The following is a 26,764-nucleotide window of genomic DNA, read 5'->3' on the forward strand; positions in this document are numbered from 1 at the left end:
AGTTTTTCCTCCTTTTATATAGTGTTCACTATTTAAAAGTGTAGTTAATAATATTTGTTGTTAATATTATATTTACCACAGTTTTTAAAATATTTCAACCCTTTTTTATTGTGCACACTATAAAAAATACAAAAAATAAAAAAACAGAAAGGGATGTGACAGTGTCAAAACCTCTCTGTTGTTAACTCTGTTAAGTCTTATTTAACAAAAATCAAATTTCAAATTTTTTTATAATTTTTTCTTCAAGATTTTTTATAATGAAATAATCATCTTGAAAAATTCCATAACTATTTTCAAAATTTTCTTTAGGTAGAGATATAGAGCCAGGGTTTAAAAATATTTTTTCATTTATTTCTTCTGCCATAGGAATATGAAAATGACCATATAAAAGGATATCACCATTCTCCATAGGAGGAGTGTTGTCCTTATTGAATATATGTCCATGAGTCATTATTATCTTTCTATTATTCCAAAATAAAATATTATAATCACTCATGATAGGATAGTTAAGTACCATTTGATCTACTTCACTGTCACAGTTTCCTCTTACAGCAATTATTTTATCTTTATATTTATTTAATATTTCTATTACTTCCTTAGGGGAATAACCTTGAGGAAGAGGATTTCTAGGACCATGATAAAGCTCATCCCCAAGGATAAGTATTTTATCATATTTCTCTTTTTCAAATATTTTCATAACTTTTTTTAAATAATATAATGATCCATGAATATCTGATATAACAAATAGTTTCATTATTCTCCTTTCAAGATAAAAATTACTTATATAAATTATTTTCTTCTATAATTTTTTTTACTTTTTCAGGAACAAGATTAGTAATATCTATTTTATTTTTAATTTTTTCTCTTATTTCAGTAGAAGAAACGTTGAAAAAAGGACTTTCAAGATAAAGCATATTTTCATGCTGAATTTCTCCAATATATCCTTTTCTTCTAAGAACAACAACTTTGCTTAATTGAAGTATTTCCTCATAATTTTTCCATTCCTTAAAATGAAAAGCAGAATCTTCACCTATTATTTCATAAAATTCATTTTTATTACCATAAATTTGTATAATTTTTTTTAATGTATTTATTGTATATGATGTTTTATCTTTAGCAATTTCTATTTCTGAAACTTCTACATTATGAATATTTTCAAAAGCTGCTCTGCACATCTCAATTCTTGATGCAGCAGATTCCAGATTATCTGCTCTGTGAGATGGTTTTCCTACAGGAATAACAATAATTTTATCGAGTTTTAATTGGTTAAGAATATATTTCACTATATTTAAATGTCCATTATGAACAGGATTAAAACTTCCTCCATATATACCTATTTTCACTTTTTCAGCTCCGCAAGTATACCAATAAGTTCTTGTTTATCAGCAGCTTCAAAAATAGATGTTCTTGTTTTAGGGTTTCTAAAAGCTCTTACTAAATTAGAAACAAGAGTTAAGTATTCTTTAGCAGATTTTTTAGGAGCTCCTACTAAAACTACAAGTTTTACATTTTCTCCATCAAGAGAATTAAAATTCACACTTTCTTTTAAAAGTCCCACAGCAACAACAATTTTTTTTATATTTTCACATCTAGCATGAGGCAGAGCGATTCCCATACCTATTCCAGTACTTCCGATTTCTTCTCTGGCCAGAATATTATCATAAAAATCAGTTTCATTATTTAAGGCATCAGTATTTTCCCTGATAAGATCTACTAATATTTTTAATACTTCCTCTTTAGAATGCTTTCCTTCTATTGTAGTTATGAGTTTATTATTGAAGTACTCTAACATCGTTTCCCCCTTTATAAAAAAGCTGCTGATAATTTTTTTGCGGTTTCATCTAAGACAGTCAGACTTTTTAACATTCTGATTTCATCATTTATTTTTGATAAAAATTTATCAAAATTTTTAAAATCATACATTTCCAATGCTTTTAACGTAGAAAGAACTTCAAGTCCTTCCATACTTTCTAAAAGATTTTTATTAAGAATTATACTTTCTTTTAAGTTTTTAACTTCAACAAAGTTGTCATCTTTTTCACAATTTTCATAGAAATAAAAATTATCTCTATATTTAGTGAGATAAGAAATTAAAAGAAAAAATACATTTTCCTCATACTCTGCATTTTCAAAAAGCTTTTTGAAAGAAAGAATTAAAAGAGGTTTTAAACTTTTCATATCTCCTAAAAGGCTAAATTCTAAAACAATTTTATAAAATTCTTCTCTATCTCTTAAAAAAAGTTCTTTTCCATATTTTTTTGAAAAATCTAAATTTCCATTAACTAAAGTTTTCATTAATTTTTCTTTAAGTTTAGAAACTTCTATATTTGAAAGTCTGTTTATATCACTTATTTTTTCTCTTTCTTTTAAATCAGAAAAATTAATTATAGAATCAGCTAAATAATTGAAATCATCAGAAAAAGCAAATATTGGAATAATGTAATTTAATTTTTTTCTTTTAATTGTCCCTTCACTATCTAATGTAAAATAAGCTCTTTTATCTAATACTTCAGCAAAAAATGAAAGTGTTTTTATTTTTCCATCTGTTTTAAGCATATTAATTATTTCATTCTTATTCTTTTCCTTTATTATTGTAAGTATCTTATCATTACTCATTATCTGTTTTTCCTCCAATATCTTTGAGACTGTTGTCTTCCAAAACTGTAAATTCTATTTTCAATACAAAAAGATTTTCTATATTTAAATCTCTAGGTAATTTTACAAGATCTTTTTCAGTAGTTATAATAAAAGAAGCTTGCATACTATCTGCTCTTTTTTGTATAAGTTCAAGATCTCTTTTTTTAAAATTATGGTGATCCATAAAATCGACTCTTTCTATATAAGAAGGTTCTAAGGATATAACTGTTTTTTCAAAATTTAATGGATTAGCTAAACCAGAAAATAATAGAACTCTTTTTCCTTTTATCCAAAAGAGTGGCTTAGGATTTCCTTTTAAATCACAAAGTGAGGTTACTCCATGCTTAGCTGTCGAAACCTCTTTTTCTAATTTTTTTCTTAAATATTTTTTTATTCTTTCTACTTCTCTGTCACTTACAAGATCAGATTTTGTTATTATAAATTCACTGGCTCTCTTGGCAGCCTTTTTAAAATCTTCTCTCAACATACCTTTAGGAAGCAGCTCTCCCCATCCAAAAGGATTTGTTGCATCTATAAGGACTATATCTCTATCTCTTGAAAGTTTTCTATGTTGGAAACCGTCATCAAGGACTATAGTATCCACTCCAAAATGTTTTTTGGCAAAAAGACATCCCTTATATCTGTTTGAACTTACAATAACAGGCACTTTTAAATTAAGAGCATGTATGAAAGGTTCATCTCCACTTTCTCTTGTAGTAGCAAATATCTCTCGACCATCACTGACTAAGAGAGGTTCTCTTTTTCTTTTTCCTCTATATCCTCTGGAAACAACTGCTACTTTTCTTCCCATTTTTTGAAGTTTTTTAGTAAAATATTGAACTGCTGGAGTTTTTCCTGTTCCACCAACTGTTATATTTCCTATACATATCACTTCAACATCAGAGATTTTTTTTGCAGGAAGTATTCCCTTGTCATAGAGAAAGTTTCTAAAAGAAGTTATTAAATAATATATAAATGATAATATCCTCATTATTCCCTCACATATTGTTATCATGATAAAATCATGTTCAAATTTGATTTTTGGTCTTTAAATAATGTTTTTAGCAAATAGAATTTTAATATTGAAAAAACGAAATAGATAAACTAGACAAAATATGTATTTTATTACGTTAAATCGGTATTTAAATCTAATTCATTATATAAAAAGCAAAAGGTTTTAGAATTAAGTTTTATTCCACAATTATAGAGTTTTCTACAAGAAAAGTCAATATAATATTTAAATGGAAAAACATAACATTATTTCCTTCTTTCAATAAATATCTGCACCCAGTAATTTTTTCCATCCTTGTCTACAGCTTTTCCAATTCCTATTTCATTATAGTTTTTATTTAGAATATTATCCCTATGTCCTTTGGATTTCATCCATCTTTCCATGACAAATTCTGGAGTATCATGCCATCTTGCTATATTTTCAGCAGCAGACTTAAACTTTATATTTTCTTTCTTTATCAGATTGAAAGTCATGCCAAATCTTTTGCTGTCATGAGAAAGTTTTTCTTCTTTAGCCATATCAGCAGCTTTTATAACTGCTATTTTATTTAATTTTTTATTCATAACAAGAGGTGTAAGTTTTTGAGCTTTTCTCTCTTTGTTTACATATTTTAATATTTTATTTTGATAATTTTCAGCAGAATATAGATTAGAAACTAAATTAAGGGCAACTGCTGCTATTATAAATATCTTTATAAGTTTTTTCATTTATTCCCCCTTGAGTTTAAAGAAATTTTATTTTTTGCTTAATATATTTTACCATAAATATTATTAAAATATAATCTAACTTTGAAAAAATAGGGATTTTGATCTATAATTGACTTTTATCTAGCCACATTATATAATTTATTATATAGAAGAAAAAATTAAAAAGGAGAACATATGTGTGTTTGGGAAGTTGGGGTTCCTAAATTAGGGGTAACCGTAGAAAATGAAGGAATTAATTTTGCTATATTTGCTAAAAATAAAAAGAAAGTAGTTTTAAATATTTATAGTTCAGGTTCAGATCTGACTCCCAAAAAGAGTTTTGTTTTAGATCCAACTATAAATAAGACAGGGAATATCTGGCATATATACTTAAAAGATATTCCAGCTAAAACTTTATATACTTGGAAATTAGATGACTCTCCTGAACTATTAGACCCCTATGCATTATCTTATACAAATAATAAAAATTATTCAAGAAGAAAGGGTATAACTGTAAAAAGAGGGCGTACAGGCACGAAGCATTTAAATACAGAATTAGAAGATACAATTATATATGAAGTACATATAAAACTTTTTACTCAAAATTTTAATTCTATGGTAGAGTTTCCAGGAACTTATAGTGGATTTATTGAAAAAATACCATATTTAAAAGATTTAGGAATAACTGCTGTAGAGTTTCTTCCAGTGTATGAATGGGATGATTATACTGGAAATACTGGTATGGCAAATGGAGCAAAGTTAAAGAATGTATGGGGGTATAATCCTATAAATTTCTTTGCACCAACTAAAAAGTTTTCTAAAGATCAAACTTTAGATTCAAGTAATGAAGTAGTTGAATTTAAAGAATTGGTAAAAGCTCTTCATGACCATGGAATAGAAGTAATTTTAGATGTAGTATATAATCATACTGCTGAAGGTGGTAATGGAGGAAAAATATATAACTTTAAGGCAATGGATAATAAAACTTTTTATATGCTTGAAAATAAAGATACTCAATACAAAAATTATTCAGGATGTGGAAATACTTTTAATTGTAATAACAAAGTAGTAAAAGATATTATTATAGATTCTTTGAGATATTGGTATCTTGATATGGGAGTAGATGGATTTAGGTTCGATTTGGCATCAATTCTTGGAAGGGGAGAAGATGGACAATGGAATGAAGTTTCCCTCTTGAATGAATTAGTACAGGATCCTATTTTATCACATTGTAAATTAATTTCAGAAAGTTGGGATTTAGGTGGTTATTATGTAGGAGATATGCCAGCTGGTTGGAGTGAATGGAATGGGAAATACAGAGATGTTGTCAGAAAATTTATAAAGGGTGAGTTTGGATTGATCCCTGAATTATTAAAAAGAATATTTGGAAGTCCTGATATTTTTAAAAGAAATAACAGAGGACCTATGAGTAATATAAATTTTGTTACCTGTCATGATGGTTTTACCATGTGGGATCTTGTTAGCTATAATAACAAACATAATCTCAGCAATGGAGAAAATAATAATGATGGAGAAAACAATAACAACTCATATAATTATGGTGTAGAAGGTGGAACTGACGATCCTGCTATTTTGGAAATGAGAAAAAGACAGATTAAAAATATGTTTTTGATACTTTTCATTTCACAAGGAGTACCTATGCTTCTTATGGGAGATGAAATGGGAAGAACCCAGTTTGGAAATAATAATGCTTATTGTCAAAATAATCGTTCTACATGGGTAGATTGGGAAAGAGGAAAAAAATTTTCTGAAATAAATAATTTTGTAAAAAATATGATAAAAGTTCGTAAAAAATATTCTGTTTTTAGAAAGAAAAATTATTTGGAACTTACTGAATGTAAAAATTGTGATGTTGCTCTTCATGGAGTAAAACTTAATACACCAGATTATTCATATTATTCCTTAAGTATAGCATTTGTTTTACATGATATTGAAACAGATACATCATTTTATATAGCTTTAAATTCTTATCATGGAGAACTGACATTTGAGCTTCCAGTGCTCCAAAATAAGGAATGGCATCTGTTAGTTGATACTTCAAAAACAGAAAAAGAAAATTTCAGAGAAGATACAAAAGCTTTAATTGATAAAAAATATCTTGTAAAGCCAAGAAGCTCTATAATTTTAATGAGTAAATAAAATAACGATTTAAGGCAGACTCTAAAGTAAAACTTTGAAGTCTGCTTTTTGCATAGTATAATATATCTAAAATATAAATTTTCCTGTTTTTAGTAGGAGGTAATCAATATGCTTGATAAGTTAAAAAATTCTTTTTTATATTTTTCTATATTATTTATTATTACAGGGATATCATGTTTTATTGCATATAACTGGAATAAAATAGGAAATTTTACTAAGATGTCTATTCCAATGGCTTTGATTCTATTGGGAATAATTGGTTGGTTTATTTTTCAAAATAAAAAATCATATAGAGAACTTTCACTTTTTTCATCATCATTTTTTATAGGGACATTATTTGCTGTATTTGGACAGATATATCAAACAGGAGCTGATCCATATACACTGTTTAGAAATTGGGGGATATTTATACTGATTTTTTCTTTTATAGAAAAATTTTATCCTCTTTGGACTCTGAATGTAACAGTTTTTACAATAAGTGGAATGCTTTATATGAGATTGTATGGGAATTTTACAATGATATGTATTACAGGATCTATAATTATTTTATTTTTCTTTCTTATTTATATTGTTGTGATAAAAAAAATGTTAATAGAAGTAAAAAACTGGTTTTTCTATATCCTTGCTTTTTCTTCAACCACTTTAATGACAGCAGGAATATTCTGGAAGGTTTTAGGTATGGGATATTACAGAAGCTTTGATTTATATGGACCATTGTATTTATTGATATATATTGTATTTATAGGATTGCTTTTTCTGCTTGGAAAAAAAATAAGGAAGCAAGGATTAAATATTATAAGTATAGTTTCAATGACTTTTGTTATCTCTTCTTATATAATAAGAGAAATATCTGGGGTGGGCTCAGGTATTATTGGAATTTTCTTGATAATATGCCTTATTATAGGAAGCATTAGAATTATTACTAAAAATTATCTGTCTTCAAATTCAGTAAGAGTTATTTTAAATTTTTTCAAAGTAATTTTAGTAATATTGACAATAGCATTTTTCTCATTATTGATGTCTTTCTTTAGTCTTGGAGAAGAGGCAATTCTTGTAGCAGGAGCACTTCTTCTTGCAGCATCTTGCTTTCTTCCAAAGGTTTTAAAATTTAAAGAAGAAAAAAATGAAATAATAACATTCGTATCTGGGTTGACTTTAATTCTTGTGTATCTTCAAGAGAGAATGAGATTATCAACAACAACAATAGTTGGAATAGGTTGGATGATATATGGAGGATTCTATATTTTAAGACACTCCAAAATCTTAGATTTCTTGATTGTTCCAGCAGTAATTTCTGGATTAATAATGATTTTTCCAGGGACAAAGGAGTATTCAAAAACATTGATACTTGTGATACCACTCATTTTTATCTTGGTATCTAGTTGTAATGAAAAAATGAAAATAGCAAAAACGGAAAGAATAAAAAGAATAACTAGAGGAGCAGAGATCACTGCTTTTATTCAAGCGATAGTAGTTAGCAGTACACTTTTTAGATATAATTATTATGACCCATATATAGTTAATGGAATAATACTTGCAATAGCATTAGGACTGCTCTATAAAATATTTGCTGGAAAAAACTATTTTGCATTTTTTATTATAGCTGTATTAGTAGGGTTTTTAAGTTTCTTCTGTTTGGGTGCGTATGGAGTAAACTTAGGAATAATGCTGATTTTATTATATATGTACAGAGATGAAAAATATATGATAGGAGCAGCAGTAATATTTTTAGGAGGAGAAATATCATTTTATTACTATAGCCTTCATATAACACTTCTTGAAAAATCTTATCTTATGATAAAAAGTGGGGCTTTATTATTTCTTGGATTTCTCATTTTATCTAAAATTACCTGTAAAGCAATGGAGAGGGGGGAAGAGCTATGAAAAAAATACTTGTAGTACTTAATCTCTTATTATTGATGATAGCTTTTGGGTATTCAGTAGTAAAAGAGGAGAGAAATTTAAAACAAAAAACTTTCTATATAAAAACAGCTCCTGTTGATCCTCGTTCTTTAATACAGGGAGATTATATGATTCTTAATTATGATATTACAGAGTCAGCCAGAGGAGAAGCAAGAAATTTAAGAAAAGGATATATAAGAGTTAGGCTAAATAATTTGAAAGTAGCTGAATTCATGGAAGTTAGTAAAGAATATCTTCCATCATCTGATAATGAACTTTCTATTCAGTTTCATCAAAATGATTCTACTATAGATATAGGTGTTAATTCATATTTATTTCAGGAGGGAACTGGAAATAGATTTCAAAGAGCACAGTATGCAGAAGTTATAGAATTGAAAAGTGGTAAACTAAGATTAAAACATTTATTAGACAAAGACTTCAATATAATAAAATAAGAAAAAGGCAGTTAAAATTTATAAAAGTTTTAACTGCCTTCTTTTTAACTTTGAGTGTTAGTAAAATAATCAGGGTGAATAAGAACTAATTTTTTTAGATATCCTTCAACTCTTTCATAGTTTTGCTGTGTATATGATACTAGTTTATCAACTGCTTTATTTCTTATATTTTCAGCAACTTCTCTATGATCTTTTATAAAAAATTCTCCATAAAGCTGTTCCTCAAGATAAAGATTTAAAAAACGGTTATATTGAATATTGTTTAAACGAAGTATTTTCCAAACAAAACTAAATCCATTGTATTCAAATATAGCTGAGTGGAACATATTATCATAGTCAAAAATTACAGTGCGAAAATTTTTGCTATTTTTATATTTATTTTCAGCCTCATCTAATATTTTATCAAGTTTATCAGCTAAGGGTTTAGTATCTTTTGTAGCGCACATATTAACTAAAACCTCTTTTTCTGCGATGCATCTTAGAAACCTACTTTCTATTATCTGTTGATAATCAATAAGAACAACACGTGTCTTTTTTTTAGGTTGCACTTCAACCAAACCTTCATGATCCAATACCGAAATAGCTTCTCTGATAGGGCTTCTGCTTACATTAAATATTTGCTGTAATTTAGGCTCACTGATTGCTTCACCAGGTTTTATAGTAGCTCTAATAATACTTTCTCTAAGAGAACGGTATATAAAATCACGATTATTTTCATTTTCATATCTATCAAATTTAAAAATTTCCATACCCAAGTCTCCATTCCCTATTGATGATTTTATTTTTATATTACATATATTAACATAAAACTTTTAAATAATACACTAAAAAAATCTATGTATAGCATAAAGGAAGAAAAATAATCTAGAATTTTAAATTCTATATAAAAATAATAGCCTGCTTATACAGCAGACTATTATCAATATTTAAGGGTAAGGATATTATGACAATAAATATTTTTATTGTTTGACTTTTTCAAATCCAATGTTAATAGCTTTTTCGTTCAGAATAAATAATTTTTCTTTTCCATGAAGTTTTTCTTTTAAAGTTTCAAAAGCTTCCTCTTTAGTAAAATCATTTGTAACCTTTGCAAATGCTCCAAGCATTACTGTATTTAAAACTTTCATATTTCCTAATTCAGTAGCTAGATCAGTAGCAGGAATATAGCAGACATTTACATCCTTTCTAGAAGTAGTTTTATTTTTTACTATGGAAGATTCAATCATTATCATTCCTCCAGGAATTACTTCATTTTCAAACTTATGTAAGGATACTTCATTCATTGCTATAAGAATATCTATTCCATGTTTAATTATAGGAGAACCAATTGGTTCATCTGAATAAATTACTGAACAGTTAGCAGTTCCTCCACGCATTTCTGCTCCATAGGAAGGAATCCATGTTACATTTAATCCACGATTCATTTGTATAAGAGCTATTATTTGACCTAGTGTCAGAACTCCTTGACCACCAAATCCTGCAAAAATTATTTTCTTTTTCATAATTATCTCTCACCTCGTACATCTTTGTAAATTCCCAGAGGAAAATAATGTAGCATTTCATTTTTACACCATTCAATAGCATCTTTAGGAGATAATCCCCATCCCACATTACATGTTCCTACAATTTCAATTAGAGAAAATCCTTTTCCTTCTTTTTGGCATTTAAAAGCATTAGAGATTGCTTTTTTTGCTTTAATAACATTTGCAGGAGTAGTTAGAGTAACTCTCTCTATATAGGTAGCTGAAGGAATTTGAGCTAAAACTTCACACATTTTAATTGGCAATCCAGCTGTTTTAGGATCTCTTCCATAAGGAGAAGTTGTAGTTTTTTGTCCTTCCAAAGTAGTTGGAGCCATTTGTCCACCAGTCATTCCATAGATAGCGTTATTCATAAAAATTATAGTAATATTCTCTCCTCTTACAGCAGCACTCATTGTTTCTCCTAAACCAATACTGGCAAGATCTCCATCTCCTTGATAAGTAAAAACAAGGGTATTTTTATCAGAAATTGATCTTTTTATTCCAGTGGCAACGGCTGGAGCTCTTCCATGAGCAGCTTCTACAGCATCTATATTAAAGTATTCATAACTTAATACAGAACATCCAACTGAAGATACACACACAGAACTATCCAGCTCATTCATCTCTTCTAAGACTTCTGCAACAAGACGATGAGCAATTCCATGGGTACATCCAGGACAATAATGAGTTTCTTTCTCTGTAAGCCCCTTAGTTCTTTTAAAAATAATTTCCCCCATGTTATTTCACCTCTTTATAGTATTTTTCTATAGCATTAGCCACTTCTTCACTGTCAAATAAATTTCCTCCACATCTCCCATAGAAACCTACTTCATATTTGCCAGCAACTCCAATTTTTACATCTTGAATCATTTGACCCATACTAAGTTCAATTGACATAACAGCTTTACAAGATTCAGAAATATTTTTAAAGGCAGCATATGGGAAAGGCCATAAAGTAATAGGGCGTATCAGTCCAGCTTTTATCCCTTTTTTTCTTAAATCATTTATAGCATTTTTAACTATACGAGCAGATGTTCCATAAGATGCAATGATTATTTCAGCATCATCTACTAAATAGAGTTCAACCTCAGTTTCATTTTTTTCAATTTCATCATATTTTTTAAATAATTTTTGATTATGATTTTCGCAAGTATCAGTGTCTAAATAAATAGAAGTAATTATATGATGATCTTTTCTGCCTTTTTTTCCTGTGATAGTCCAGCTGGACTTGTCGATTGAAGGGAAAGTAATATCTTTAATTTCTACTCCTTCCATCATTTGAGCTATAGTTCCATCTAATAGGAGCATCACAGGATTTCTATATTTATCAGCTATATAAAAAGCTTTTTGTGTTAGGTCAGAAAGTTCTTGAAGATTATAAGGAGCATATACTATGACATGATAATCTCCATTTCCCCCACCTCTTGTAGCTTGAAAATAATCTGATTGAGCAGGTTGTATACTTCCTAAACCAGGCCCTCCCCTACTTACACTTCCAATTACACAAGGAAGTTCAGCTCCACAACAGTATGCAATCCCTTCCTGTTTTAAGGCTATTCCAGGTGAGGAAGAGGAAGTCATACATCTTACTCCAGTAGATGCAGAGCCATAAACCATATTGATTGCGGCTACTTCAGATTCTGCTTGAACAAAAACTCCTCCTTCTATTTTAGGAAGTTCTTTTGACATATATTCAGGAATTTCATTTTGAGGAGTTATTGGATAACCAAAAAAATGTAAACATCCAGCTTTGATAGCTGAAGCTCCTAAAACTTCTGATCCTTTCATCAATTTTTTTTTCATTTTACACCTTCCTTTCGTTGCAAGTATTTTAGAACTTTTCAATAGTTATAACAGAGTCAGGACACATTAAAGCACAACTTTTACAACCTATACATTTATTTTTTTGAGCTTCATAGGCAGGATGATATCCTTTGGAATTGACTGTATTTTCATCAAGTTCTAATATTTTTAAAGGGCAGACTTCAACACATAAACCACAGCCTTTACAAATATCAATTTTAAAGTTCAGATTAATTTTAGTCATAATTTTTTTTATGATATTTATATATCATAACCTCCTTATGTAAGATTTAGATTAATAAAGGTAATCTATAAACCATTTTATTTCATCCAGCTTTTTCTATTAAAAAGCTTATCTATGTAAAATATATTTTTATTTTGCAGTTTTTTTTGAACATCTTTATCTTTTTGTAAAAGAACAGTATAAATGACAGGGATATTCAATTTATGACTTACATTAAGAATAATTTTTTCTGCTGCTATAAGATCTTCTTCTGTTGAATATTCTAAAAGATTTGAGTTGTTAATAATACCTGTTATTTTAAAACTAGAAAAATTTTCATATTCTTTGATTAAATGAATAATTTTTTCTTCACTATCAGTTTCTTCCCGGTATATATTACAAATTAACCACATATCATATATAAAATTTTTATTTTTTAATGCTGTTAAAAGTTTTAAACCATTGATACTTCCAGCAAGGTCTACAACAACATTTTCCTTTTTTTCATTTAAAAGAGATTCAAAGCCATAACTTATTGCTGGGAGATCGCTTCCATTATAATCAAAATTTGAAGAACCCCAGATTTTTATTCCTAATTTTTCTAACATTTCTTTATTTTCCCGTGAACGATAATAAACATTTATTACATCTAAATCAACTAAATTTATTTTTTTCTTCTGTTTTGCTAAAAAAAGAGAATATTGAATAGAAAACTCAGTTTTTCCACTTCCAGTATTTCCAGTTAAAATTAAAACTTTACTATTTTTTCCCATAAAATATTCTCCTTTTTCTAACAATAATTTATAAAGAACATTTAGACTTATAAACTGAATACATATGACTGTTATTAAGCTTTACATCAACATATTGATTAAGCAGTTCTAAAGTATTATATAGTTTTTCAAGCTGTATGTTATGATTAATTCCCATTCCATTTAACATATTAACAAAATCTTCTGTAGCAACATTTCCTGCTGCACCAGGAGCAAAGGGACATCCTCCTAATCCTCCAATAGAAGTTTCAAAAATAGAATATCCTAATTGCAATGCAACAAGCATATTTGCCAATCCCATTCCACGAGTATCATGAATGTGTAAAATAATGTTTTCAGTTCCTACTTGTTCTTTTACTTGTTTTAATATCTTTTCAACTAATACAGGGTTACCTAATCCAACAGTATCCGCAAGCATTATTTCTTTGACTCCTATTTTTTTTGCTCTTTCTATAAGTTCAGAAACTCTTTCAGGTTTTATTTCTTCACCAAAAGGGCAACCAAATACTGTGGCAAGGTCTAAACGAAACTTCACATTAGGATATTTATATACCATTTCTTCTAATTCTTTAAAACTTTCTTCTACAGTACGATTTACATTTGCTTTATTATGAGCTTCACTTACAGAAATAACTACAGAAATAACTTCTGCTCCAGAAGAAATAGCATTTTCCACACCTTTTTTATTTGGACAAAGAACAATAACCTCATACTTTCTTTTATTTTTTTTGACACAAGTTTCACATATTTCTTTAGAATCTATCATTTGCGGGATCCATTTTGGGTTTACAAATGAAGTGATTTCTATTTTATTACATCCTGCTTCTTCTAATGAGTCTATTATTTCTAATTTATGTTTAGTTTCAATGAAAGTTTTTATATTTTGAAAGCCATCACGAGGTCCTACTTCAACAATTTGGACTTTTTCAGGTAAATTCATTTGAGTACCTCCTATTCAGATAAATTACATAATTCCTTTTTCTTGATAATTTTTTATCTCTTCTTCAGACATATTTAACATTTTTTTATATATTTCTTCTGTATGTTGACCAAGAAGAGGGGCACAAGTTCTTATTTTTGGCATAGTATCCATAAGCTTTATAGGATTTCCATTTACTCTCATAGTTCCTATTATTGGATGCTCTATAGTGACAAACATCTCCCTTTCTTCTGCAATATGTTTATCTTCAGAAATATCTTTAAGATTTAAAATAGGAGCAGCAGGAACTCCTGCAGCAAGAATCATGTCTACTGCTTCTTTTGAAGTAACAGTTGCAGACCATTTTTCAATTTCTGTTTTTAAAGAAGCATGATTCTCACATCTTAAATGATTTGTAAGAAACAGCGGATTTTCAAGTAAATCAGGTCTATTAAGTACTTGATTGCAAAGAAGGGTAAAGAGTTTTTGATTTCCACATCCTATAACAAACATTCCATCTTTTGATTTAAAAGAATCATATGGAGAAACAGCAGCGTATCTATTTCCTAATAATTTGGGAATTTCATTATTTACAAAATACCTTTGTGTACCAGTTTCTAAAGCAGATACAACAGAATCTACAAGAGAAACATCAACTCTCTGTCCTTTTTTTATAATTTGTCTTGCATTCAAAGCTGCTAAGATTCCAATTGTTAGATTCATTCCTCCAAGTACATCTCCCATGGCATTTCCTGCCCTTGTAGGAGTACCATTTTCAGGACCTGTAATACTCATAAGTCCACCCATAGCCTGAGCAATAATATCATAACCAGGTCTTTCATGATAAGAACCATAAAATCCGAATCCTGAAACAGCTGCATATATAATTTGAGGATTAACTTCTTTTAAAACTTCATATCCAAGTCCTAATTTATCCATTACACCTGGACGATAGTTTTCAACTACAACATCTGCTTTTTTTACAAGTTCTTTAAATATAGATTTTCCTTCTTCAGATTTTAAATTAAGAGTTACACCGTGTTTGTTTCTGTTTATATTTGCATAATACATACTTTCCCCATTTTTAAAAGGTCCCATTCCTCTTGTATCATCACCTTTTCCAGGAATTTCTATTTTTATAACTTCAGCTCCCATATCAGCCAGCATTGCAGTACAATATGGACCAGCTAAAACACGAGTTAAATCTAAAACTACAATATTGCTAAGTGCTCCTTTTTCCATTTATTATGCCTCCTAAAATTTGTTCCAAGTTTATTTATGCTACTCCAATCATTATTGCTGCAAGAACCATAATAGTTGATACAGCTATAAAATATTTTAAAGAGAATTTTATATGATCTTTAAGTTCCACTCCTGCAAGGCCAATTGCTAAAAATGTTGTTGGGATACATGGTGAAATAACTACTCCTACATTTTCTCCAATAAGCATAGCAAGACCTACTTTTATAGGACTTCCACCTAGTGCTTTTACTACTTCTCCAACTACTGGTAGTAACGAATAGTAATACAGATCTGGACTTAATATAATTCCTATTGCAGATCCTAAAGCTCCAAATACACGTCCAATTTGAGGAAGGAAAACATTAGGAAGGTTGTCTAAAACAACATTGGCAAGAGCAATTGTCATACCAGTTTCTTTAAAAATACCCAAGAAAATACCAGCTGCTAAGAATGTAGCTGCAGTTCCTACAGCAGTAGGAGCATGAGCTTGAACTCTTTCGTTTTGAATTTTTAATCCTTTGTAATTAATTACCAAGGCTATAGCTGTGGCAATTAAAAATACTAGATAACTAGGTATTTTTGAATTTACTATCATAATTATTATAATTACAGCAGTTAAAAGTAAATTTAAAGGTAAAAGTTTAGGACGTTTTAAATCAGTTATTTCTTGTGAAATAACAGGTTCTTCAGTAACTGCTTTATCAAAATAGTCTGCTCCATATTCTTTTATTAATCTTTTTTTATCTTGAATTCCAAAAAGTACTCCTAATCCTATTCCAAGAAACATTCCTAAAATTTCTATTGGAAGAATCATTTTCCAAAGTTCTTGAGGAGTAACAGGAATTCCAAGATTTGTAATTGTTGTAGCAGTACGAATTATAGTTCCACCCCAAGGAACCATATTCCATGAACCAGTAACAATTCCAATAACAGTAAGCATTCCTAAAATATTAAGTTTTAATTTTTTAAATATTGGAAGCATTGCTGGAATAGTTATTAAATAAGTAGTGGCAGTAGCACCATCTAACTGTGAAACTAAAGCAATTAATGCAGTTGTAAGATATATCATTACAGGACTTTTACCAGCAATTTTAACAAGGCCTTTTACAATAGGATCAAACATACCCGCATCACTCATTATTCCAAAATAAATAATTGAAAAGATAAAAAGAGTAGCATTACTCATTGTCGTTTTTACTCCACCAGAGCACCAGTCAACCATGGTATTAAGTTGAACGCCAAGGGGGATTGCTTCCCCACCTGGACCAGTAAAAGTTCCAGTTAAAATTAGAATTACAGCAGAAATGATAGGCAAACACACAAAGGCAACAATAGGTGATACTTTATTTTTTAACAACAAATACATCATTGAACATATAAGCAACAATGCTACAAAAACAACCATATGATATCCTCCTTAATAAATTTATTCCCCTACATTTCTTGTCGACAAGTTTTATAATCAGATTATAAACATAAAAAAATAAAAAAGTCAACAAAAATTTAGAATGAATTGATTTAATAATGTAAAAATAGTCTAAAATTCGGTCTATAAAAATTAAAAAATAATATCAAATATTTTTTTATGAAAAATAGAGAAGTGTATAATTATAGTATTTTTATCGTTAAAAATACTATTTTATATGAAAGGGATAATAAAAAAAATCGTAAATAATTATTTAAAATTACTTACGATTTTGAAATGTGAAATTTATTTTTTTCTAAAGGAAACTGCTTCCATTAAATGATATTTTTTTATGTCTTTACAACCTTCTAGATCAGCAATGGTTCTTGCTACTTTCAGAATTTTATCATAACCTCTTGCAGATATTTCCATTATTCTCATAGCATTTTTAAAATATTCTTTGTCTTCATCTGCAATCTTACAATATTTTTTTATTTCTTTTTGTCCCAGATTTCCATTTAAAAGATCACTATTATATCTTTTTCTTTGAATTTCTCGAGCTTTCATCACTCTTTCTTTTATAGTATTTGAATTTTCTGCTTCAGCTGAATTCATTAGTTCATCTTCTGACAGTCTTCTCATTTCAATATGAATATCAATCCTATCCATGATAGGACCAGAAAGTTTTTTCATATATTTATTTACTTCATGTTGAGTACAGGTGCATGAAGCACCTTCATAATAATTCCCACAAAAACATGGATTACTTGTAGCAAGAAGCTGAAATTTACTTAAAAATTCAACTCTGTATTGAGCTCTTGTAATGGAAACTAAACCATCTTCCAAAGGCTGCCTTAAACTTTCTAAAACACTTCTTGGAAATTCTGCAAGTTCATCTAGTAGTAAGACACCATTAGATGCCAAACTTATTTCACCAGGTTTTATTCTTTTTCCTCCACCTATAATTGAAGTAAGTGAACTTGTGTGATGAGGAGAACGAAAAGGTCTTTGATTAATTATTGGTTTTTTACTGTTAAGCTCACCAGCAACACTGTATATTTTTGTAGATTCAATTATTTCTTCTTCACTCATTGATGGGAGAATAGTTATCATTCTTTTAGCAAGCATAGATTTTCCAGAACCAGGACTTCCTATTAATATTATATTGTGTCCACCAGCAGCAGCAATTTCTAATCCTCTTTTTCCTAGTGCTTGCCCCTTTACTTCTGAGAAATCTATACTATAATCTTTTTCTTCAAGGAATGGTTTTATATTTAAAGATTTAATTTGACCTTTAGAAATAAAATCAGCAACTTCTCTCAAGGTTGAAACAGGGACAATATCTATCCCTTTGATAAGAGAAGCTTCCTGTACATTATCCTCTGGAATAACTACACCTTTGTATCCTTTTTCTTTTACCAGAATCATTGTATTTATTATTCCTTTTACTCCTCTGATTTTTCCATCTAGAGAAAGTTCTCCTAGAAAAAGATAATTATCTAATGTAGAATTTCTATCTCTTACAAATCCCATAGCTACCATTATACCAACAGCTATAGGAAGATCAAATTGAGCTCCTTCTTTTTTTATTCCAGCTGGGGAAAGATTTACTATTATTTTTTTAGGTTCCATTTTGAAATCACTATTTTTTAATGCAGTTCTTACTCTATCTTTACTTTCTGAGATGGCAGTGTCTCCTAAACCTACTATTGAAAAAAATGGAAGTCCACTGCTGATATCTACTTCAGCTTCTACTAAAAAAGGTTCTACTCCTAAATAACTGGAACTTAAAACTCTTATATTCATAAATTAAGGTGCTCCTCTGACAATTTTTTTATACAAAAAATGAGTGGGACATTAAGTCCCACTTTTACATTAAATTTTATAGGTAATTAAAGTTCCTCTCCACATCTTTTAAGAAGTCTTTCCCATTTCAAATCCACATCTTTTTGGATTCTATCTATGATATGTCTGTTTTGTGGTTTAAATAGATGCTTGAATCTTCCTTGTTTTTTCAAGAATTCTTCTACAGGCAGTTTTACTTTTGGTCTGTAGCTTAATTTCCATTCTCCATCTATTACTTCAAATAGTGGCCAGTAGCAAGTTTCTACTGCCAGTTTACACATTTCCATCAGGTCTTCACCTTCATATCTCCATCCTCTTGGGCATGGTGCTAATATGTTTAGGAATGCTGCTCCCTCTGTATAGATTGCTTTTTCTGCTTTCTCATGAAGGTCTTTGAAGTTTCCTATAAATGTTGTTTGAGCAACATATGCCACATTGTGGGCTGATATTACATCTGTAAGATCTTTTCTTCCCTGTGGTTTTCCTGCGCTTTCTTTTCCTATTGGAGTTGTAGTTGTATCTGCTCCTATAGGTGTTGCTGATGATCTTTGGATACCTGTATTCATATATGCTTCATTGTCATAACATACATAAACCATATCATGTCCTCTTTCCATTGCTCCTGAAAGTGATTGGAATCCTATATCATAAGTTCCTCCATCTCCTCCAAAAGCTATGAATTTATATGATTCATCTATTTTTCCTTTTTTCTTTAATACTTTGTATGCTGTCTGGGCTCCACTTATTGTTGCTGCTGCATTTTCAAATGCTGAGTGAATAAATGAATCTTTCCATGCTGTATATGGATAAAGGAAAGTTGATACTTCAAGACAGCTTGTTGCACTGCATATTACTGCCTCATCTTCCTCTTTTAATGCTCTTAATACTCCTCTTACTGCTACTGGTGCTCCACACCCTGCACACATTCTGTGTCCTCCAGTAAGTCTTTCAGGTTTTTCCATTTCTTTTTTGAAATTATATGCCATATTCCTTTCCTCCTACCCTCTTACACCAAAATGTCTATATGTATCTTTTACTTCTTGATCTTTCTCTGCCAATAGAGTATTAAAGATCTCTTTTATATGATTTACAGTTATATCTCTTCCTCCAAGTCCATATACATAGTTGATCATTTTTGGTCTTGGGCTGCAGTCATAAAGAGCTGATCTTACCTCTGCAAATACTGGTCCTCCAGCTGCTGAGAATCCTTCGCATTTATCCATTACTGCTACCATTTTTACATTTTTAAGCGCTTGTGCTATTTCTTCCATTGGGAATGGTCTGAATACTCTGATTTTTAGAAGTCCAACTTTTTTACCTTCTTTTCTCATTTCTTCTATAGCTGCTTTAGCTGTTCCAGCAGTTGAGTTGATAACCACTATTGCAACTTCTGCATCATCTAATTTATATTCTTCAAACAGTCCATATTTTCTTCCAGTAAGTTTTTCATATTCTGCTGCTACTTCAAGAATTACTTTTTTAGCATTCATCATAGCATGAGCTTGGCTTACTTTATGTTCCATATAGTAAGAAACAATATCATATGGTCCTACTGCTGTAGGTCTTTTAGCATTTAGAAGATAATCTTCTGGGTTGTATTCTCCAACAAAAGCTTTAGCTTTGTCGTCTTCTAATAATTCTATATTTTCAACAGCATGGCTTGTGATGAATCCATCTTGACATACCATAACAGGAAGTTGAACATCTGGATGTTCTCCTATTCTGTTAGCTTGAAGCATATTGTCATAAGCTTCTTGATTTGTTTCACTGTATAGCTGAATCCATCCAGCATCTCTTGCACCCATAGAATCACTATGGTCTGCATTGATATTGATAGGTCCTGTAAGAGCTCTGTTAACACATGCTAAAGTTACAGGAAGTCTTGCAGAAGCTACAACATAAAGCATTTCCCACATCAATGCAAGTCCGCATGATGAAGTAGCAGTCATAGTTCTAGCTCCTGCTGCTTGTGATCCCATTGCAGCCGACATAGCGCTGTGCTCTGATTCTACTGGAATAAATTCACTGTCTACTGATCCATCAGCAACATATTGAGAGAAATATTGTGGTATCTCTGTTGATGGAGTGATTGGAAAAGCAGGTACTACATCTGGATTTATTTGTCTCATTGCTATTGCAATAGCTTCGTTTCCTGACATTCTTTCTCTTATACTCATTAATTCTACCTCCGAACTACTCTTTTATCAATTCTATTGCTTTGAATGGACATGCTTTAACACAAATTCCACATCCTTTGCAATGATCCATATCAAACTCTAATCTTTTTCCATCTTTTACAGGTATTGCTGAATCTGGGCAGCAAGGAACACATAGAAGACAGTCAATACATTTATCTCTCAAAAGAACTGGTTTCATTGATCTCCAGTCCCCTGTTCTGAAGTGCTGAGCACTTCCAGCTTCATAAACTACTCCACCAGGAGTTATATCTCTCCAGCTAATATCTTCAGTAATTGGTACACCAGCTTTATTTTTCATTATTCTTTCACCTCATTCATAGAACGTACTAATGCAGCCATATTTCCTTTTAGTACTTCTGGTTTACTTGCAAATTTGTGCGCAAAAGAGTTTTCCATTGCTTCTAGGAAAGCTTTTTCTTCCATAACTCCACTTACTTTTACAACTGCTCCAAGCATAGGAGTGTTAGGGAAGTTTTTCCCAAGAGTTTCCTCAGAAATAGTTCTTGCATCACAAGTACATACTCTTCCTTTGTATCCTTTTAAAAGAGATTTAAATTCAGAAGCAGGCTTAGAACTATTGATAATAATAGCTCCATCCTCTTTAAGACCTTTAGTAACATCTACACTTTCAATAAGAGTTTCATCAACAACAACTACAAAATCAGGTTCATAGATATTAGAGTGAACAGTAACTCTATCTTTAGAGATACGATTGTAAGCGGTAATAGGAGCTCCCATTCTCTCAGGTCCATACTCTGGGAACCCTTGAACGAACATTCCACCACTGAATGCTGCATCTGCCAAAAGTAAAGAAGCTGTTTTGGCTCCTTGTCCACCTCTTCCATGCCATCTTATTTCAAAAATTTCTTTCATAGATTACCTTCCCTTCCTAAAATTTTTTAAAAAAGAGAAAGACTAAAATTGTCCTTCTCTATAATATTTATTGCATGTTCAAATTTAACCATTTTAAACATGTTCATATAAAAATATTATATACCATTTTCAAGCTAAATGCTATATTTTTTTGACAGATAATTTCAAAAAAATACTTATTTTTTTGAAAAAAAGAAATTAGATATATTTAATAAATAATTAAAAAACTTTCTGTTTTGGAAAAGTATCTCAAAATAGAAAGAAATTTTAAGTTATTATTTATTACATAAACATATGTGCTCCAAGTTCAATATGAGTAAGGGGATCCAAGCCACTAAGAATACCATAAAATATGGAAGTATCATTGTAATAACACTTCCTAATCTCATATTTTCTTCAATTTTAGGATATTTAGCCATAAATCCAACTATGATTAGAATAGAAACTTTAATTCTATAAAGTCAATTGGGTATAGTGAAAAAAATATTTTTTATATTTAATTTCTATAAGTATTATGGTAAAATAAAAAGGTTATAAAATTTAAAATACGAGGTGTTTGGATTGGGATTTTTTCAGATTTTTTTGATCGGAGTGGGTCTTTCAATGGATGCTTTTGCCATTTCTTTATGTCAAGGACTTATTATGGGAAAAGTAAAAATAGCAAAAACAGTAAAAATAGCATTTACTTTTGGAATATTTCAAACAATTATGCCAATAATAGGGTTTTATGTAGGAAGTATTTTTAGTGGAAAAGTTTCTCAATATAGTAATATAATAGCATTTATTATTTTGGGATATTTAGGCTTTAATATGATAAGAGAAGCTAGAAAAGAGGATAATTGCTGTACAGATGAAGGATGTAGTTCAAAAACTCTTTTAGTATTAGGAGTAGCTACAAGCATTGATGCATTAGCAATAGGATTTACTTTTTCCTTTTTGAATGATTTTAATATTTGGCTGTCTTCTTCTGAAATTGGGATAATTACTTTTATAATTTCAGGTCTAGGAGTAATTTTAGGAACAAAGTTTGGAACTTTGTTGGAAAGTAAAGCTCAATATTTAGGAGGAACTATTCTTATACTTATAGGAATAAAAAGTTTAGCAGGGAATTTTGCTTAATATTTTTACAATATAATATTGTTGATATTATATTTCAGTAATATATTTATTTTTTTCTAATAAGTGATATAATATCTAATATAGAGACTTATGAACATTTATTTTAAATTATAGATTCATTTAACTTAAATAATTAAGGAGGATGTTAGATATGAAAGTAATAGTAGTAGGTGGAGTAGCAGCAGGAACTAAAGTAGCTGCAAAATTGAAAAGAGAAGATCGTAGTAATGAGGTAATTATTTTGACTAAAAGTAAAGAAATATCTTATGCTGGATGTGGATTACCTTATTATGTTGGAAATGTAATAAAAAATAAAGAACAACTTATTGTAAATACTCCTGAGAAATTTTCTAAACTTACTGATGCTGAAGTTCATACAGAAATTGAAGTTATTGGTTTGGACAGAGAGAAAAAAATAATAAAAGCGAAAGATTTAAAGCTAAATAAAGAGATTGAATATTCATATGATAAACTAGTTATAGCTACAGGAGCAAGTCCTGTGAAACCTCCAATAAAAGGATTGGATCTTCCAGGAGTTTATTTTATGAGAACTCCAGATGATGCTATTAATTTAAGAGCTGATATAGAAGCTGGAAAAATAAAAAAGGCAGCTGTAATAGGTGGAGGATATATAGGATTGGAAGTTGCTGAAAATTTAGCTCTCCAAAATATAAAAGTATCTGTTATAGAGATGGCTCCTCATATTCTTACAGGATTTGATAAAGAATTTGCTGAATATGCAGAAGATTATTTAACAGATCATGGAATAATGGTTTTTACTGAAACTAAATTAGAATTAATAGAAGGAACTGAAAGGGTAGAAAAGATACAAACTTCAAAAAAAGCTATGGAAGTGGATGCAGTCATTATGTCTGTTGGAATTCGTCCAAATACTGAATTTTTAGCAGATACTGGAATAGAACTTTTACCTAACAAAACAATAAAAGTAAATGAATATTTTCAAACAAATGATGAAAATATATATGCAGCAGGAGATTGTGTTTCAGTAAAAAATATACTTACAGATAAATTAGTATGGTCTCCAATGGGATCTTCAGCCAATATAGAAGGACGTATCATAGCTCAGAATTTAAGTGGTAAAAAAATAAAATTTAAAGGAGTTCTTGGAACTGCTGTAGCAAAACTTCCAGGATTAAATGTTGGAAGAACAGGGCTCACAGAAACTGCTGCTAGAGAAATGGGATTTGATGTTGTAAGTGTAGTAACTGTTGAAGATGATAAAGCTCATTATTATGCCGGAGCATCAAATTTTATAATAAAACTTATTGCTGATAGAAAAACATTAAAAATACTTGGAGTACAAGTTTTTGGTACAGGAGCAGTGGATAAAGTAGTAGATGTAATAGTGACTGCTATGTCTATGAGAGGAACACTTCATGATATAGAAGATTTAGATCTTGCATATGCACCACCATTTTCTACAGCAATACATCCAATAGTTCACACAGCAAATGTTCTTTTTAATAAAATAAATGGAGTATTAGAAAGTATAGCACCAGCTGAATATTTAGATGGCAATGGAACTGGGTATACTGTATTTGATTCATGTACTGTTCCAACAATAGAAGGAGCACCTTATTTAGAATTAACTGAAGTAAATGGAAAACTTGAAGGGTATGATTTAGATGATAGATTGCTGTTAGTATGTAATAGAGGAAGAAAAGCATATCTTATTCAAAATCGTTTAAAATATTATGGTTATACAAATACAAGAGTTTTAGAAGGCGGAGTAACTTTTAATAAGGTAAAAATTTAAAATTAGAAATATAAAAGTTAATTATTTCATGTGAGAATAAAAGAGGCATTCTAAAGGCTGACACCTAATAAGGAAGTATTGAGGAACATTTAGATTGGGCAGTCAGCAAGCGGAATGTGACAGTAAAAGACGGGCTATTAGCGGTAAGCTGATAAGCCCATCTTTTGCATTGAGAGGGTCACAGCATTTGAAACGACAGGAAAACAGGCTATTTTCATCAATAGACAGGGTGTAATGGAAGCTCTCGCCCCTCGTCCATCCTCCAACAAATGGGAAGCTGTAGGACTCATTTAATGCGTAATTGCTTACTTATTTTCACCTTTTGTATTCCCATCTACCAACTTGTACTTAAACTTTTTCAAATTGCTTTTCTTTACATTTAAGTCAATGATACTTTCTTGCAATTCTTGTACTAGTTTATTATATTCCGATGGTGCATTGACACCTTCAAGATAAGTCATATAACGAATTATTTTATCCAATGCCCGCCTTCTATATTTAGCTATCTCTCCCAATGGGGCATAATCTCTTGATGAAGCATAGCTCTCTAAATCGAACGCTTTAATGCGTAAAATATCAATATAGTGTTGTTCTTCTTGCTCAAATCGCATAACAGACAACATATTTTCAACTTCAAATCTAATCCCTCGTTCACAAAGAAATCTCAACTGTTCAAATAGATTATTGTCAACAAAATGCTCCGCTAATGGCTCAAAAAACACACTGTCTTTATACCAGCCACTGTGGGCACAAGATATGAGTTCCTTATAATGCTTCTCAATTATCCATTGTTCAAATATTTGTTTTGTACCAATTTGCCAAGCGTCTAACCTTGCCTGCGTGACTTCATCGCTATCATAGGCCGTTCCTCGCCAAGGAAGCCCATTGTCTTTTAACCATCTTGTCACTTCTTTACTGAAAAGAGTATAACTCAAGCCATTCACCTCCCATATCCTTTAATGTCTACCATATTCCGATTTGTTGCTCTCTACTTTTTCTTACCTCTTTGTGGCAGCACATAGCTTTTCACCAGCTCAGATTTTTGGACAATTTGGGTCAGCCATTGTTTTTTTCTCTGCTAGGTTGTTGTAGCGCAGCTTCATAAAATCCGGGTGTACAACCAGTTCACAGAGCAGGGCGGTAAGATTTGCGTTTGGGTGAGTTGTCAATCCCTGCAGATAGTCGGCGGTCACGCCATAAAACTTCTCCAGTTTGATAAGGGCATAGTGACTGATGTCCATGAAGTCATCCACTTCATAGCTGCTCAGCGCAGACTTAAAAGGAGGATCTGTTCTGCAAGCTGTTTCAGCCATCAACCCATGCTCCACACACAGGTTTTTTAGGCGTTCTTGGATTGTTAAAGCCATGCTGTTCCTCCTTGTCTGCTTAATAAATGGAATCTGTGTTTTATTACCAATTAGAGGTACTAAATGCCCATTCACTGCCGAAGTCTTTCTTGTATTGAAAGTTTATCCTCTCTCCATGCCTCATACAGTTCCAAATTTTCTTCCCATAATTCTCTTAATTCAGAGTTGTTGGAAAGAACAGTGTCAATAGCTTTTACTGCTTTTTGTTTGATGGGAGAAAAATCAAGATGCTTTAGTGATTTTGTCCATTCAAAATAATCATTTTCATCGCATCTATGATGAATGTCATTTATAACACTGTCAATAACTGCAGCTGACACCAAAGCATAATGTGCTTCGTCATAACCAACATATTTTGCCTGTATAACCTCATCAAAGTATTTTTCCATATCAGTAATAATTTTTGCTGATGCTTTAAGGTCATCTAAAGCATCATATGCAGTATCATCATCAAACACAGCATAATTCCAAGCACCCATATATTTTTTCCTCCTAAAAACGTAGATTTGTTGCTTTGTTTCTTTTATTATACCACAAATCCGAGAGTGTGGACATAGTGCGTTTTTCAGTGTGATTTCCAATCTTTCGGATATATGGGAGAGCGTACCAATGTCGGGACACATCTCAAGAATGGGGCAGGAACGGCAAGACCACTTTGTATGCTCCAACTACAAGAGTAGCACAGCCACAATGACTATGCCGCTCGCTGTAACAATACTTCTTTATTGGGGATCACCTTTTTCTATTATACTTTTATTTTTTATACTTAAAAGATAGAGTATTTCATTTCTGAAATGAATATTGAGTAAATTTTGCTCTATTTTATAAAAAATATAAACTTTTTT

At 30.4% G+C, this 26,764-nt stretch carries 28 protein-coding genes and 1 pseudogene; 6 read left to right on the forward strand and 23 right to left on the reverse strand.

Annotated elements, in window-relative coordinates:
- Positions 1–211 precede the first annotated feature (211 nt).
- From yfcE to E0E45_RS01350, 6 genes are all read right to left on the reverse strand, one after another.
- Positions 212–754, reverse strand: coding sequence for a phosphodiesterase (gene yfcE, locus E0E45_RS01325; protein ID WP_130889487.1), 543 nt, complete (start codon positions 752–754; stop codon positions 212–214).
- A 22-nt stretch (positions 755–776) separates the two neighbouring features.
- Positions 777–1,343: a nicotinate-nucleotide adenylyltransferase gene (gene nadD, locus E0E45_RS01330; protein WP_130889488.1), complete on the reverse strand. Its 567-nt coding sequence runs from the start codon at positions 1,341–1,343 to the stop codon at positions 777–779.
- Positions 1,340–1,792 (reverse strand): PTS sugar transporter subunit IIA, encoded by a 453-nt coding sequence (locus E0E45_RS01335; RefSeq protein ID WP_130889489.1) that lies wholly within the window; start codon positions 1,790–1,792, stop codon positions 1,340–1,342. The genes nadD and E0E45_RS01335 overlap by 4 nt, the downstream gene beginning before the upstream one ends.
- An 11-nt stretch (positions 1,793–1,803) precedes the next feature.
- A complete protein-coding gene (locus tag E0E45_RS01340; RefSeq protein ID WP_130889490.1) occupies positions 1,804–2,616 on the reverse strand; it encodes a hypothetical protein in 813 nt (270 codons plus the stop codon).
- Positions 2,609–3,628, reverse strand: coding sequence for a tetraacyldisaccharide 4'-kinase (lpxK, locus tag E0E45_RS01345; protein ID WP_130889491.1), 1,020 nt, complete (start codon positions 3,626–3,628; stop codon positions 2,609–2,611). Before lpxK ends, E0E45_RS01340 begins: the two co-directional genes overlap by 8 nt.
- Positions 3,629–3,894: 266 nt before the next feature.
- Positions 3,895–4,356, reverse strand: coding sequence for a CAP domain-containing protein (locus tag E0E45_RS01350; protein WP_130889492.1), 462 nt, complete (start codon positions 4,354–4,356; stop codon positions 3,895–3,897).
- A 174-nt stretch (positions 4,357–4,530) separates the two neighbouring features.
- Here E0E45_RS01350 and E0E45_RS01355 point away from each other — a divergent pair, with 174 nt between their 5' ends.
- From E0E45_RS01355 to E0E45_RS01365, 3 genes are all read left to right on the forward strand, one after another.
- Complete coding sequence (locus E0E45_RS01355; protein WP_130889493.1) at positions 4,531–6,495, forward strand: glycogen debranching protein; 1,965 nt, start codon at positions 4,531–4,533, stop codon at positions 6,493–6,495.
- Positions 6,496–6,603: 108 nt separating this feature from the next.
- The gene (locus tag E0E45_RS01360) at positions 6,604–8,379 is read left to right on the forward strand and encodes a DUF4401 domain-containing protein (protein ID WP_130889494.1); all 1,776 of its coding nucleotides are present in this window, start codon (positions 6,604–6,606) and stop codon (positions 8,377–8,379) included.
- On the forward strand, positions 8,376–8,852 hold the full coding sequence (locus E0E45_RS01365; RefSeq protein WP_130889495.1) for a GDYXXLXY domain-containing protein: 477 nt from the start codon (positions 8,376–8,378) through the stop codon (positions 8,850–8,852). The genes E0E45_RS01360 and E0E45_RS01365 overlap by 4 nt, the downstream gene beginning before the upstream one ends.
- Positions 8,853–8,896: 44 nt before the next feature.
- Here E0E45_RS01365 and E0E45_RS01370 read toward each other — a convergent pair whose 3' ends face one another.
- From E0E45_RS01370 to E0E45_RS01435, 14 genes are all read right to left on the reverse strand, one after another.
- Positions 8,897–9,601, reverse strand: a complete 705-nt coding sequence (locus E0E45_RS01370) for a GntR family transcriptional regulator (RefSeq protein ID WP_130889496.1) — start codon at positions 9,599–9,601, stop codon at positions 8,897–8,899.
- Positions 9,602–9,811: 210 nt separating this feature from the next.
- Positions 9,812–10,354 (reverse strand): 2-oxoacid:acceptor oxidoreductase family protein, encoded by a 543-nt coding sequence (locus E0E45_RS01375; protein ID WP_130889497.1) that lies wholly within the window; start codon positions 10,352–10,354, stop codon positions 9,812–9,814.
- Between the two features lie 2 nt (positions 10,355–10,356).
- On the reverse strand, positions 10,357–11,112 hold the full coding sequence (locus E0E45_RS01380) for a thiamine pyrophosphate-dependent enzyme (RefSeq protein WP_130889498.1): 756 nt from the start codon (positions 11,110–11,112) through the stop codon (positions 10,357–10,359).
- Between the two features lies 1 nt (position 11,113).
- A complete protein-coding gene (locus E0E45_RS01385) occupies positions 11,114–12,178 on the reverse strand; it encodes a 3-methyl-2-oxobutanoate dehydrogenase subunit VorB (protein ID WP_130889499.1) in 1,065 nt (354 codons plus the stop codon).
- Between the two features lie 28 nt (positions 12,179–12,206).
- A complete protein-coding gene (locus E0E45_RS01390) occupies positions 12,207–12,422 on the reverse strand; it encodes a 4Fe-4S dicluster domain-containing protein (protein ID WP_130889500.1) in 216 nt (71 codons plus the stop codon).
- 77 nt (positions 12,423–12,499) lie between these two features.
- Positions 12,500–13,174 carry a hypothetical protein gene (locus tag E0E45_RS01395; RefSeq protein ID WP_130889501.1) on the reverse strand — a complete coding sequence of 225 codons (675 nt, stop codon included), beginning with the start codon at positions 13,172–13,174 and terminating at the stop codon, positions 12,500–12,502.
- Positions 13,175–13,202: 28 nt separating this feature from the next.
- Positions 13,203–14,114, reverse strand: coding sequence for a hydroxymethylglutaryl-CoA lyase (locus E0E45_RS01400; protein WP_130889502.1), 912 nt, complete (start codon positions 14,112–14,114; stop codon positions 13,203–13,205).
- Between the two features lie 24 nt (positions 14,115–14,138).
- Positions 14,139–15,335 carry a CaiB/BaiF CoA transferase family protein gene (locus E0E45_RS01405; protein WP_130889503.1) on the reverse strand — a complete coding sequence of 399 codons (1,197 nt, stop codon included), beginning with the start codon at positions 15,333–15,335 and terminating at the stop codon, positions 14,139–14,141.
- Positions 15,336–15,369: 34 nt separating this feature from the next.
- Positions 15,370–16,740, reverse strand: coding sequence for an SLC13 family permease (locus E0E45_RS01410; protein ID WP_130889504.1), 1,371 nt, complete (start codon positions 16,738–16,740; stop codon positions 15,370–15,372).
- A 306-nt stretch (positions 16,741–17,046) separates the two neighbouring features.
- The gene (locus E0E45_RS01415) at positions 17,047–18,546 is read right to left on the reverse strand and encodes a YifB family Mg chelatase-like AAA ATPase (protein ID WP_130889505.1); all 1,500 of its coding nucleotides are present in this window, start codon (positions 18,544–18,546) and stop codon (positions 17,047–17,049) included.
- 86 nt (positions 18,547–18,632) lie between these two features.
- Entirely contained in the window at positions 18,633–19,571 is a 939-nt protein-coding gene (locus E0E45_RS01420; protein WP_005978271.1) for a thiamine pyrophosphate-dependent enzyme, read from the reverse strand.
- Between the two features lie 12 nt (positions 19,572–19,583).
- Positions 19,584–20,762 carry a pyruvate ferredoxin oxidoreductase gene (gene porA, locus E0E45_RS01425; protein ID WP_130889506.1) on the reverse strand — a complete coding sequence of 393 codons (1,179 nt, stop codon included), beginning with the start codon at positions 20,760–20,762 and terminating at the stop codon, positions 19,584–19,586.
- A gap of 16 nt (positions 20,763–20,778) precedes the next feature.
- On the reverse strand, positions 20,779–21,081 hold the full coding sequence (locus E0E45_RS01430) for a 4Fe-4S binding protein (protein WP_130889507.1): 303 nt from the start codon (positions 21,079–21,081) through the stop codon (positions 20,779–20,781).
- Positions 21,081–21,656 (reverse strand): 2-oxoacid:acceptor oxidoreductase family protein, encoded by a 576-nt coding sequence (locus tag E0E45_RS01435; RefSeq protein ID WP_130889508.1) that lies wholly within the window; start codon positions 21,654–21,656, stop codon positions 21,081–21,083. The genes E0E45_RS01430 and E0E45_RS01435 overlap by 1 nt, the downstream gene beginning before the upstream one ends.
- A 603-nt stretch (positions 21,657–22,259) precedes the next feature.
- On the opposite strand from E0E45_RS01435, the gene E0E45_RS01445 reads away from it, so the two are divergent.
- Both E0E45_RS01445 and E0E45_RS01450 read left to right on the forward strand, forming a co-directional pair.
- Positions 22,260–22,775 (forward strand): manganese efflux pump MntP family protein, encoded by a 516-nt coding sequence (locus tag E0E45_RS01445; protein WP_232044033.1) that lies wholly within the window; start codon positions 22,260–22,262, stop codon positions 22,773–22,775.
- 151 nt (positions 22,776–22,926) lie between these two features.
- Positions 22,927–24,552, forward strand: coding sequence for an FAD-dependent oxidoreductase (locus E0E45_RS01450; protein WP_130889511.1), 1,626 nt, complete (start codon positions 22,927–22,929; stop codon positions 24,550–24,552).
- A gap of 305 nt (positions 24,553–24,857) precedes the next feature.
- Here the strand turns inward: E0E45_RS01450 and E0E45_RS01455 are convergent, their stop codons facing one another.
- From E0E45_RS01455 to E0E45_RS01465, 3 genes and pseudogenes are all read right to left on the reverse strand, one after another.
- The gene (locus tag E0E45_RS01455; RefSeq protein WP_130889512.1) at positions 24,858–25,487 is read right to left on the reverse strand and encodes a hypothetical protein; all 630 of its coding nucleotides are present in this window, start codon (positions 25,485–25,487) and stop codon (positions 24,858–24,860) included.
- Positions 25,488–25,646: 159 nt separating this feature from the next.
- Positions 25,647–25,919: pseudogene (locus E0E45_RS01460) on the reverse strand (transcriptional regulator); the annotation flags it as partial.
- 71 nt (positions 25,920–25,990) lie between these two features.
- Complete coding sequence (locus tag E0E45_RS01465; RefSeq protein ID WP_130889513.1) at positions 25,991–26,398, reverse strand: DUF4259 domain-containing protein; 408 nt, start codon at positions 26,396–26,398, stop codon at positions 25,991–25,993.
- 130 nt (positions 26,399–26,528) lie between these two features.
- On the opposite strand from E0E45_RS01465, the gene E0E45_RS17520 reads away from it, so the two are divergent.
- Positions 26,529–26,696, forward strand: coding sequence for a hypothetical protein (locus E0E45_RS17520; RefSeq protein WP_172604128.1), 168 nt, complete (start codon positions 26,529–26,531; stop codon positions 26,694–26,696).
- Positions 26,697–26,764: the final 68 nt, after the last annotated feature.

Source organism: Fusobacterium ulcerans ATCC 49185 (genome assembly GCF_900683735.1).
Lineage (GTDB): Bacteria > Fusobacteriota > Fusobacteriia > Fusobacteriales > Fusobacteriaceae > Fusobacterium_A > Fusobacterium_A ulcerans_A.

Excerpts from the sequence above, each read along its gene's own strand:
- E0E45_RS01385 (WP_130889499.1), bottom strand. The coding sequence starts at position 12,178 with ATGAAAAAAAAATTGATGAAAGGATCAGAAGTTTTAGGAGCTTCAGCT.
- E0E45_RS01415 (WP_130889505.1), bottom strand. The coding sequence starts at position 18,546 with ATGAATATAAGAGTTTTAAGTTCCAGTTATTTAGGAGTAGAACCTTTT.
- E0E45_RS01370 (WP_130889496.1), bottom strand. The coding sequence starts at position 9,601 with ATGGAAATTTTTAAATTTGATAGATATGAAAATGAAAATAATCGTGAT.
- E0E45_RS01400 (WP_130889502.1), bottom strand. The coding sequence starts at position 14,114 with ATGAATTTACCTGAAAAAGTCCAAATTGTTGAAGTAGGACCTCGTGAT.
- porA (WP_130889506.1), bottom strand. The coding sequence starts at position 20,762 with ATGAGTATAAGAGAAAGAATGTCAGGAAACGAAGCTATTGCAATAGCA.
- E0E45_RS01420 (WP_005978271.1), bottom strand. The coding sequence starts at position 19,571 with ATGGCATATAATTTCAAAAAAGAAATGGAAAAACCTGAAAGACTTACT.
- lpxK (WP_130889491.1), bottom strand. The coding sequence starts at position 3,628 with ATGAGGATATTATCATTTATATATTATTTAATAACTTCTTTTAGAAAC.
- E0E45_RS01360 (WP_130889494.1), top strand. The coding sequence starts at position 6,604 with ATGCTTGATAAGTTAAAAAATTCTTTTTTATATTTTTCTATATTATTT.
- E0E45_RS01395 (WP_130889501.1), bottom strand. The coding sequence starts at position 13,174 with ATGGGAAAAAATAGTAAAGTTTTAATTTTAACTGGAAATACTGGAAGT.
- E0E45_RS01350 (WP_130889492.1), bottom strand. The coding sequence starts at position 4,356 with ATGAAAAAACTTATAAAGATATTTATAATAGCAGCAGTTGCCCTTAAT.
- E0E45_RS01450 (WP_130889511.1), top strand. The coding sequence starts at position 22,927 with ATGAAAGTAATAGTAGTAGGTGGAGTAGCAGCAGGAACTAAAGTAGCT.
- E0E45_RS01375 (WP_130889497.1), bottom strand. The coding sequence starts at position 10,354 with ATGAAAAAGAAAATAATTTTTGCAGGATTTGGTGGTCAAGGAGTTCTG.
- E0E45_RS01340 (WP_130889490.1), bottom strand. The coding sequence starts at position 2,616 with ATGAGTAATGATAAGATACTTACAATAATAAAGGAAAAGAATAAGAAT.
- E0E45_RS01445 (WP_232044033.1), top strand. The coding sequence starts at position 22,260 with ATGGATGCTTTTGCCATTTCTTTATGTCAAGGACTTATTATGGGAAAA.
- E0E45_RS01380 (WP_130889498.1), bottom strand. The coding sequence starts at position 11,112 with ATGGGGGAAATTATTTTTAAAAGAACTAAGGGGCTTACAGAGAAAGAA.
- E0E45_RS01335 (WP_130889489.1), bottom strand. The coding sequence starts at position 1,792 with ATGTTAGAGTACTTCAATAATAAACTCATAACTACAATAGAAGGAAAG.
- E0E45_RS01355 (WP_130889493.1), top strand. The coding sequence starts at position 4,531 with ATGTGTGTTTGGGAAGTTGGGGTTCCTAAATTAGGGGTAACCGTAGAA.
- yfcE (WP_130889487.1), bottom strand. The coding sequence starts at position 754 with ATGAAACTATTTGTTATATCAGATATTCATGGATCATTATATTATTTA.
- E0E45_RS01410 (WP_130889504.1), bottom strand. The coding sequence starts at position 16,740 with ATGGTTGTTTTTGTAGCATTGTTGCTTATATGTTCAATGATGTATTTG.
- E0E45_RS01435 (WP_130889508.1), bottom strand. The coding sequence starts at position 21,656 with ATGAAAGAAATTTTTGAAATAAGATGGCATGGAAGAGGTGGACAAGGA.
- E0E45_RS01405 (WP_130889503.1), bottom strand. The coding sequence starts at position 15,335 with ATGGAAAAAGGAGCACTTAGCAATATTGTAGTTTTAGATTTAACTCGT.
- E0E45_RS17520 (WP_172604128.1), top strand. The coding sequence starts at position 26,529 with ATGTCGGGACACATCTCAAGAATGGGGCAGGAACGGCAAGACCACTTT.
- E0E45_RS01430 (WP_130889507.1), bottom strand. The coding sequence starts at position 21,081 with ATGAAAAATAAAGCTGGTGTACCAATTACTGAAGATATTAGCTGGAGA.
- E0E45_RS01390 (WP_130889500.1), bottom strand. The coding sequence starts at position 12,422 with ATGACTAAAATTAATCTGAACTTTAAAATTGATATTTGTAAAGGCTGT.
- E0E45_RS01365 (WP_130889495.1), top strand. The coding sequence starts at position 8,376 with ATGAAAAAAATACTTGTAGTACTTAATCTCTTATTATTGATGATAGCT.
- E0E45_RS01465 (WP_130889513.1), bottom strand. The coding sequence starts at position 26,398 with ATGGGTGCTTGGAATTATGCTGTGTTTGATGATGATACTGCATATGAT.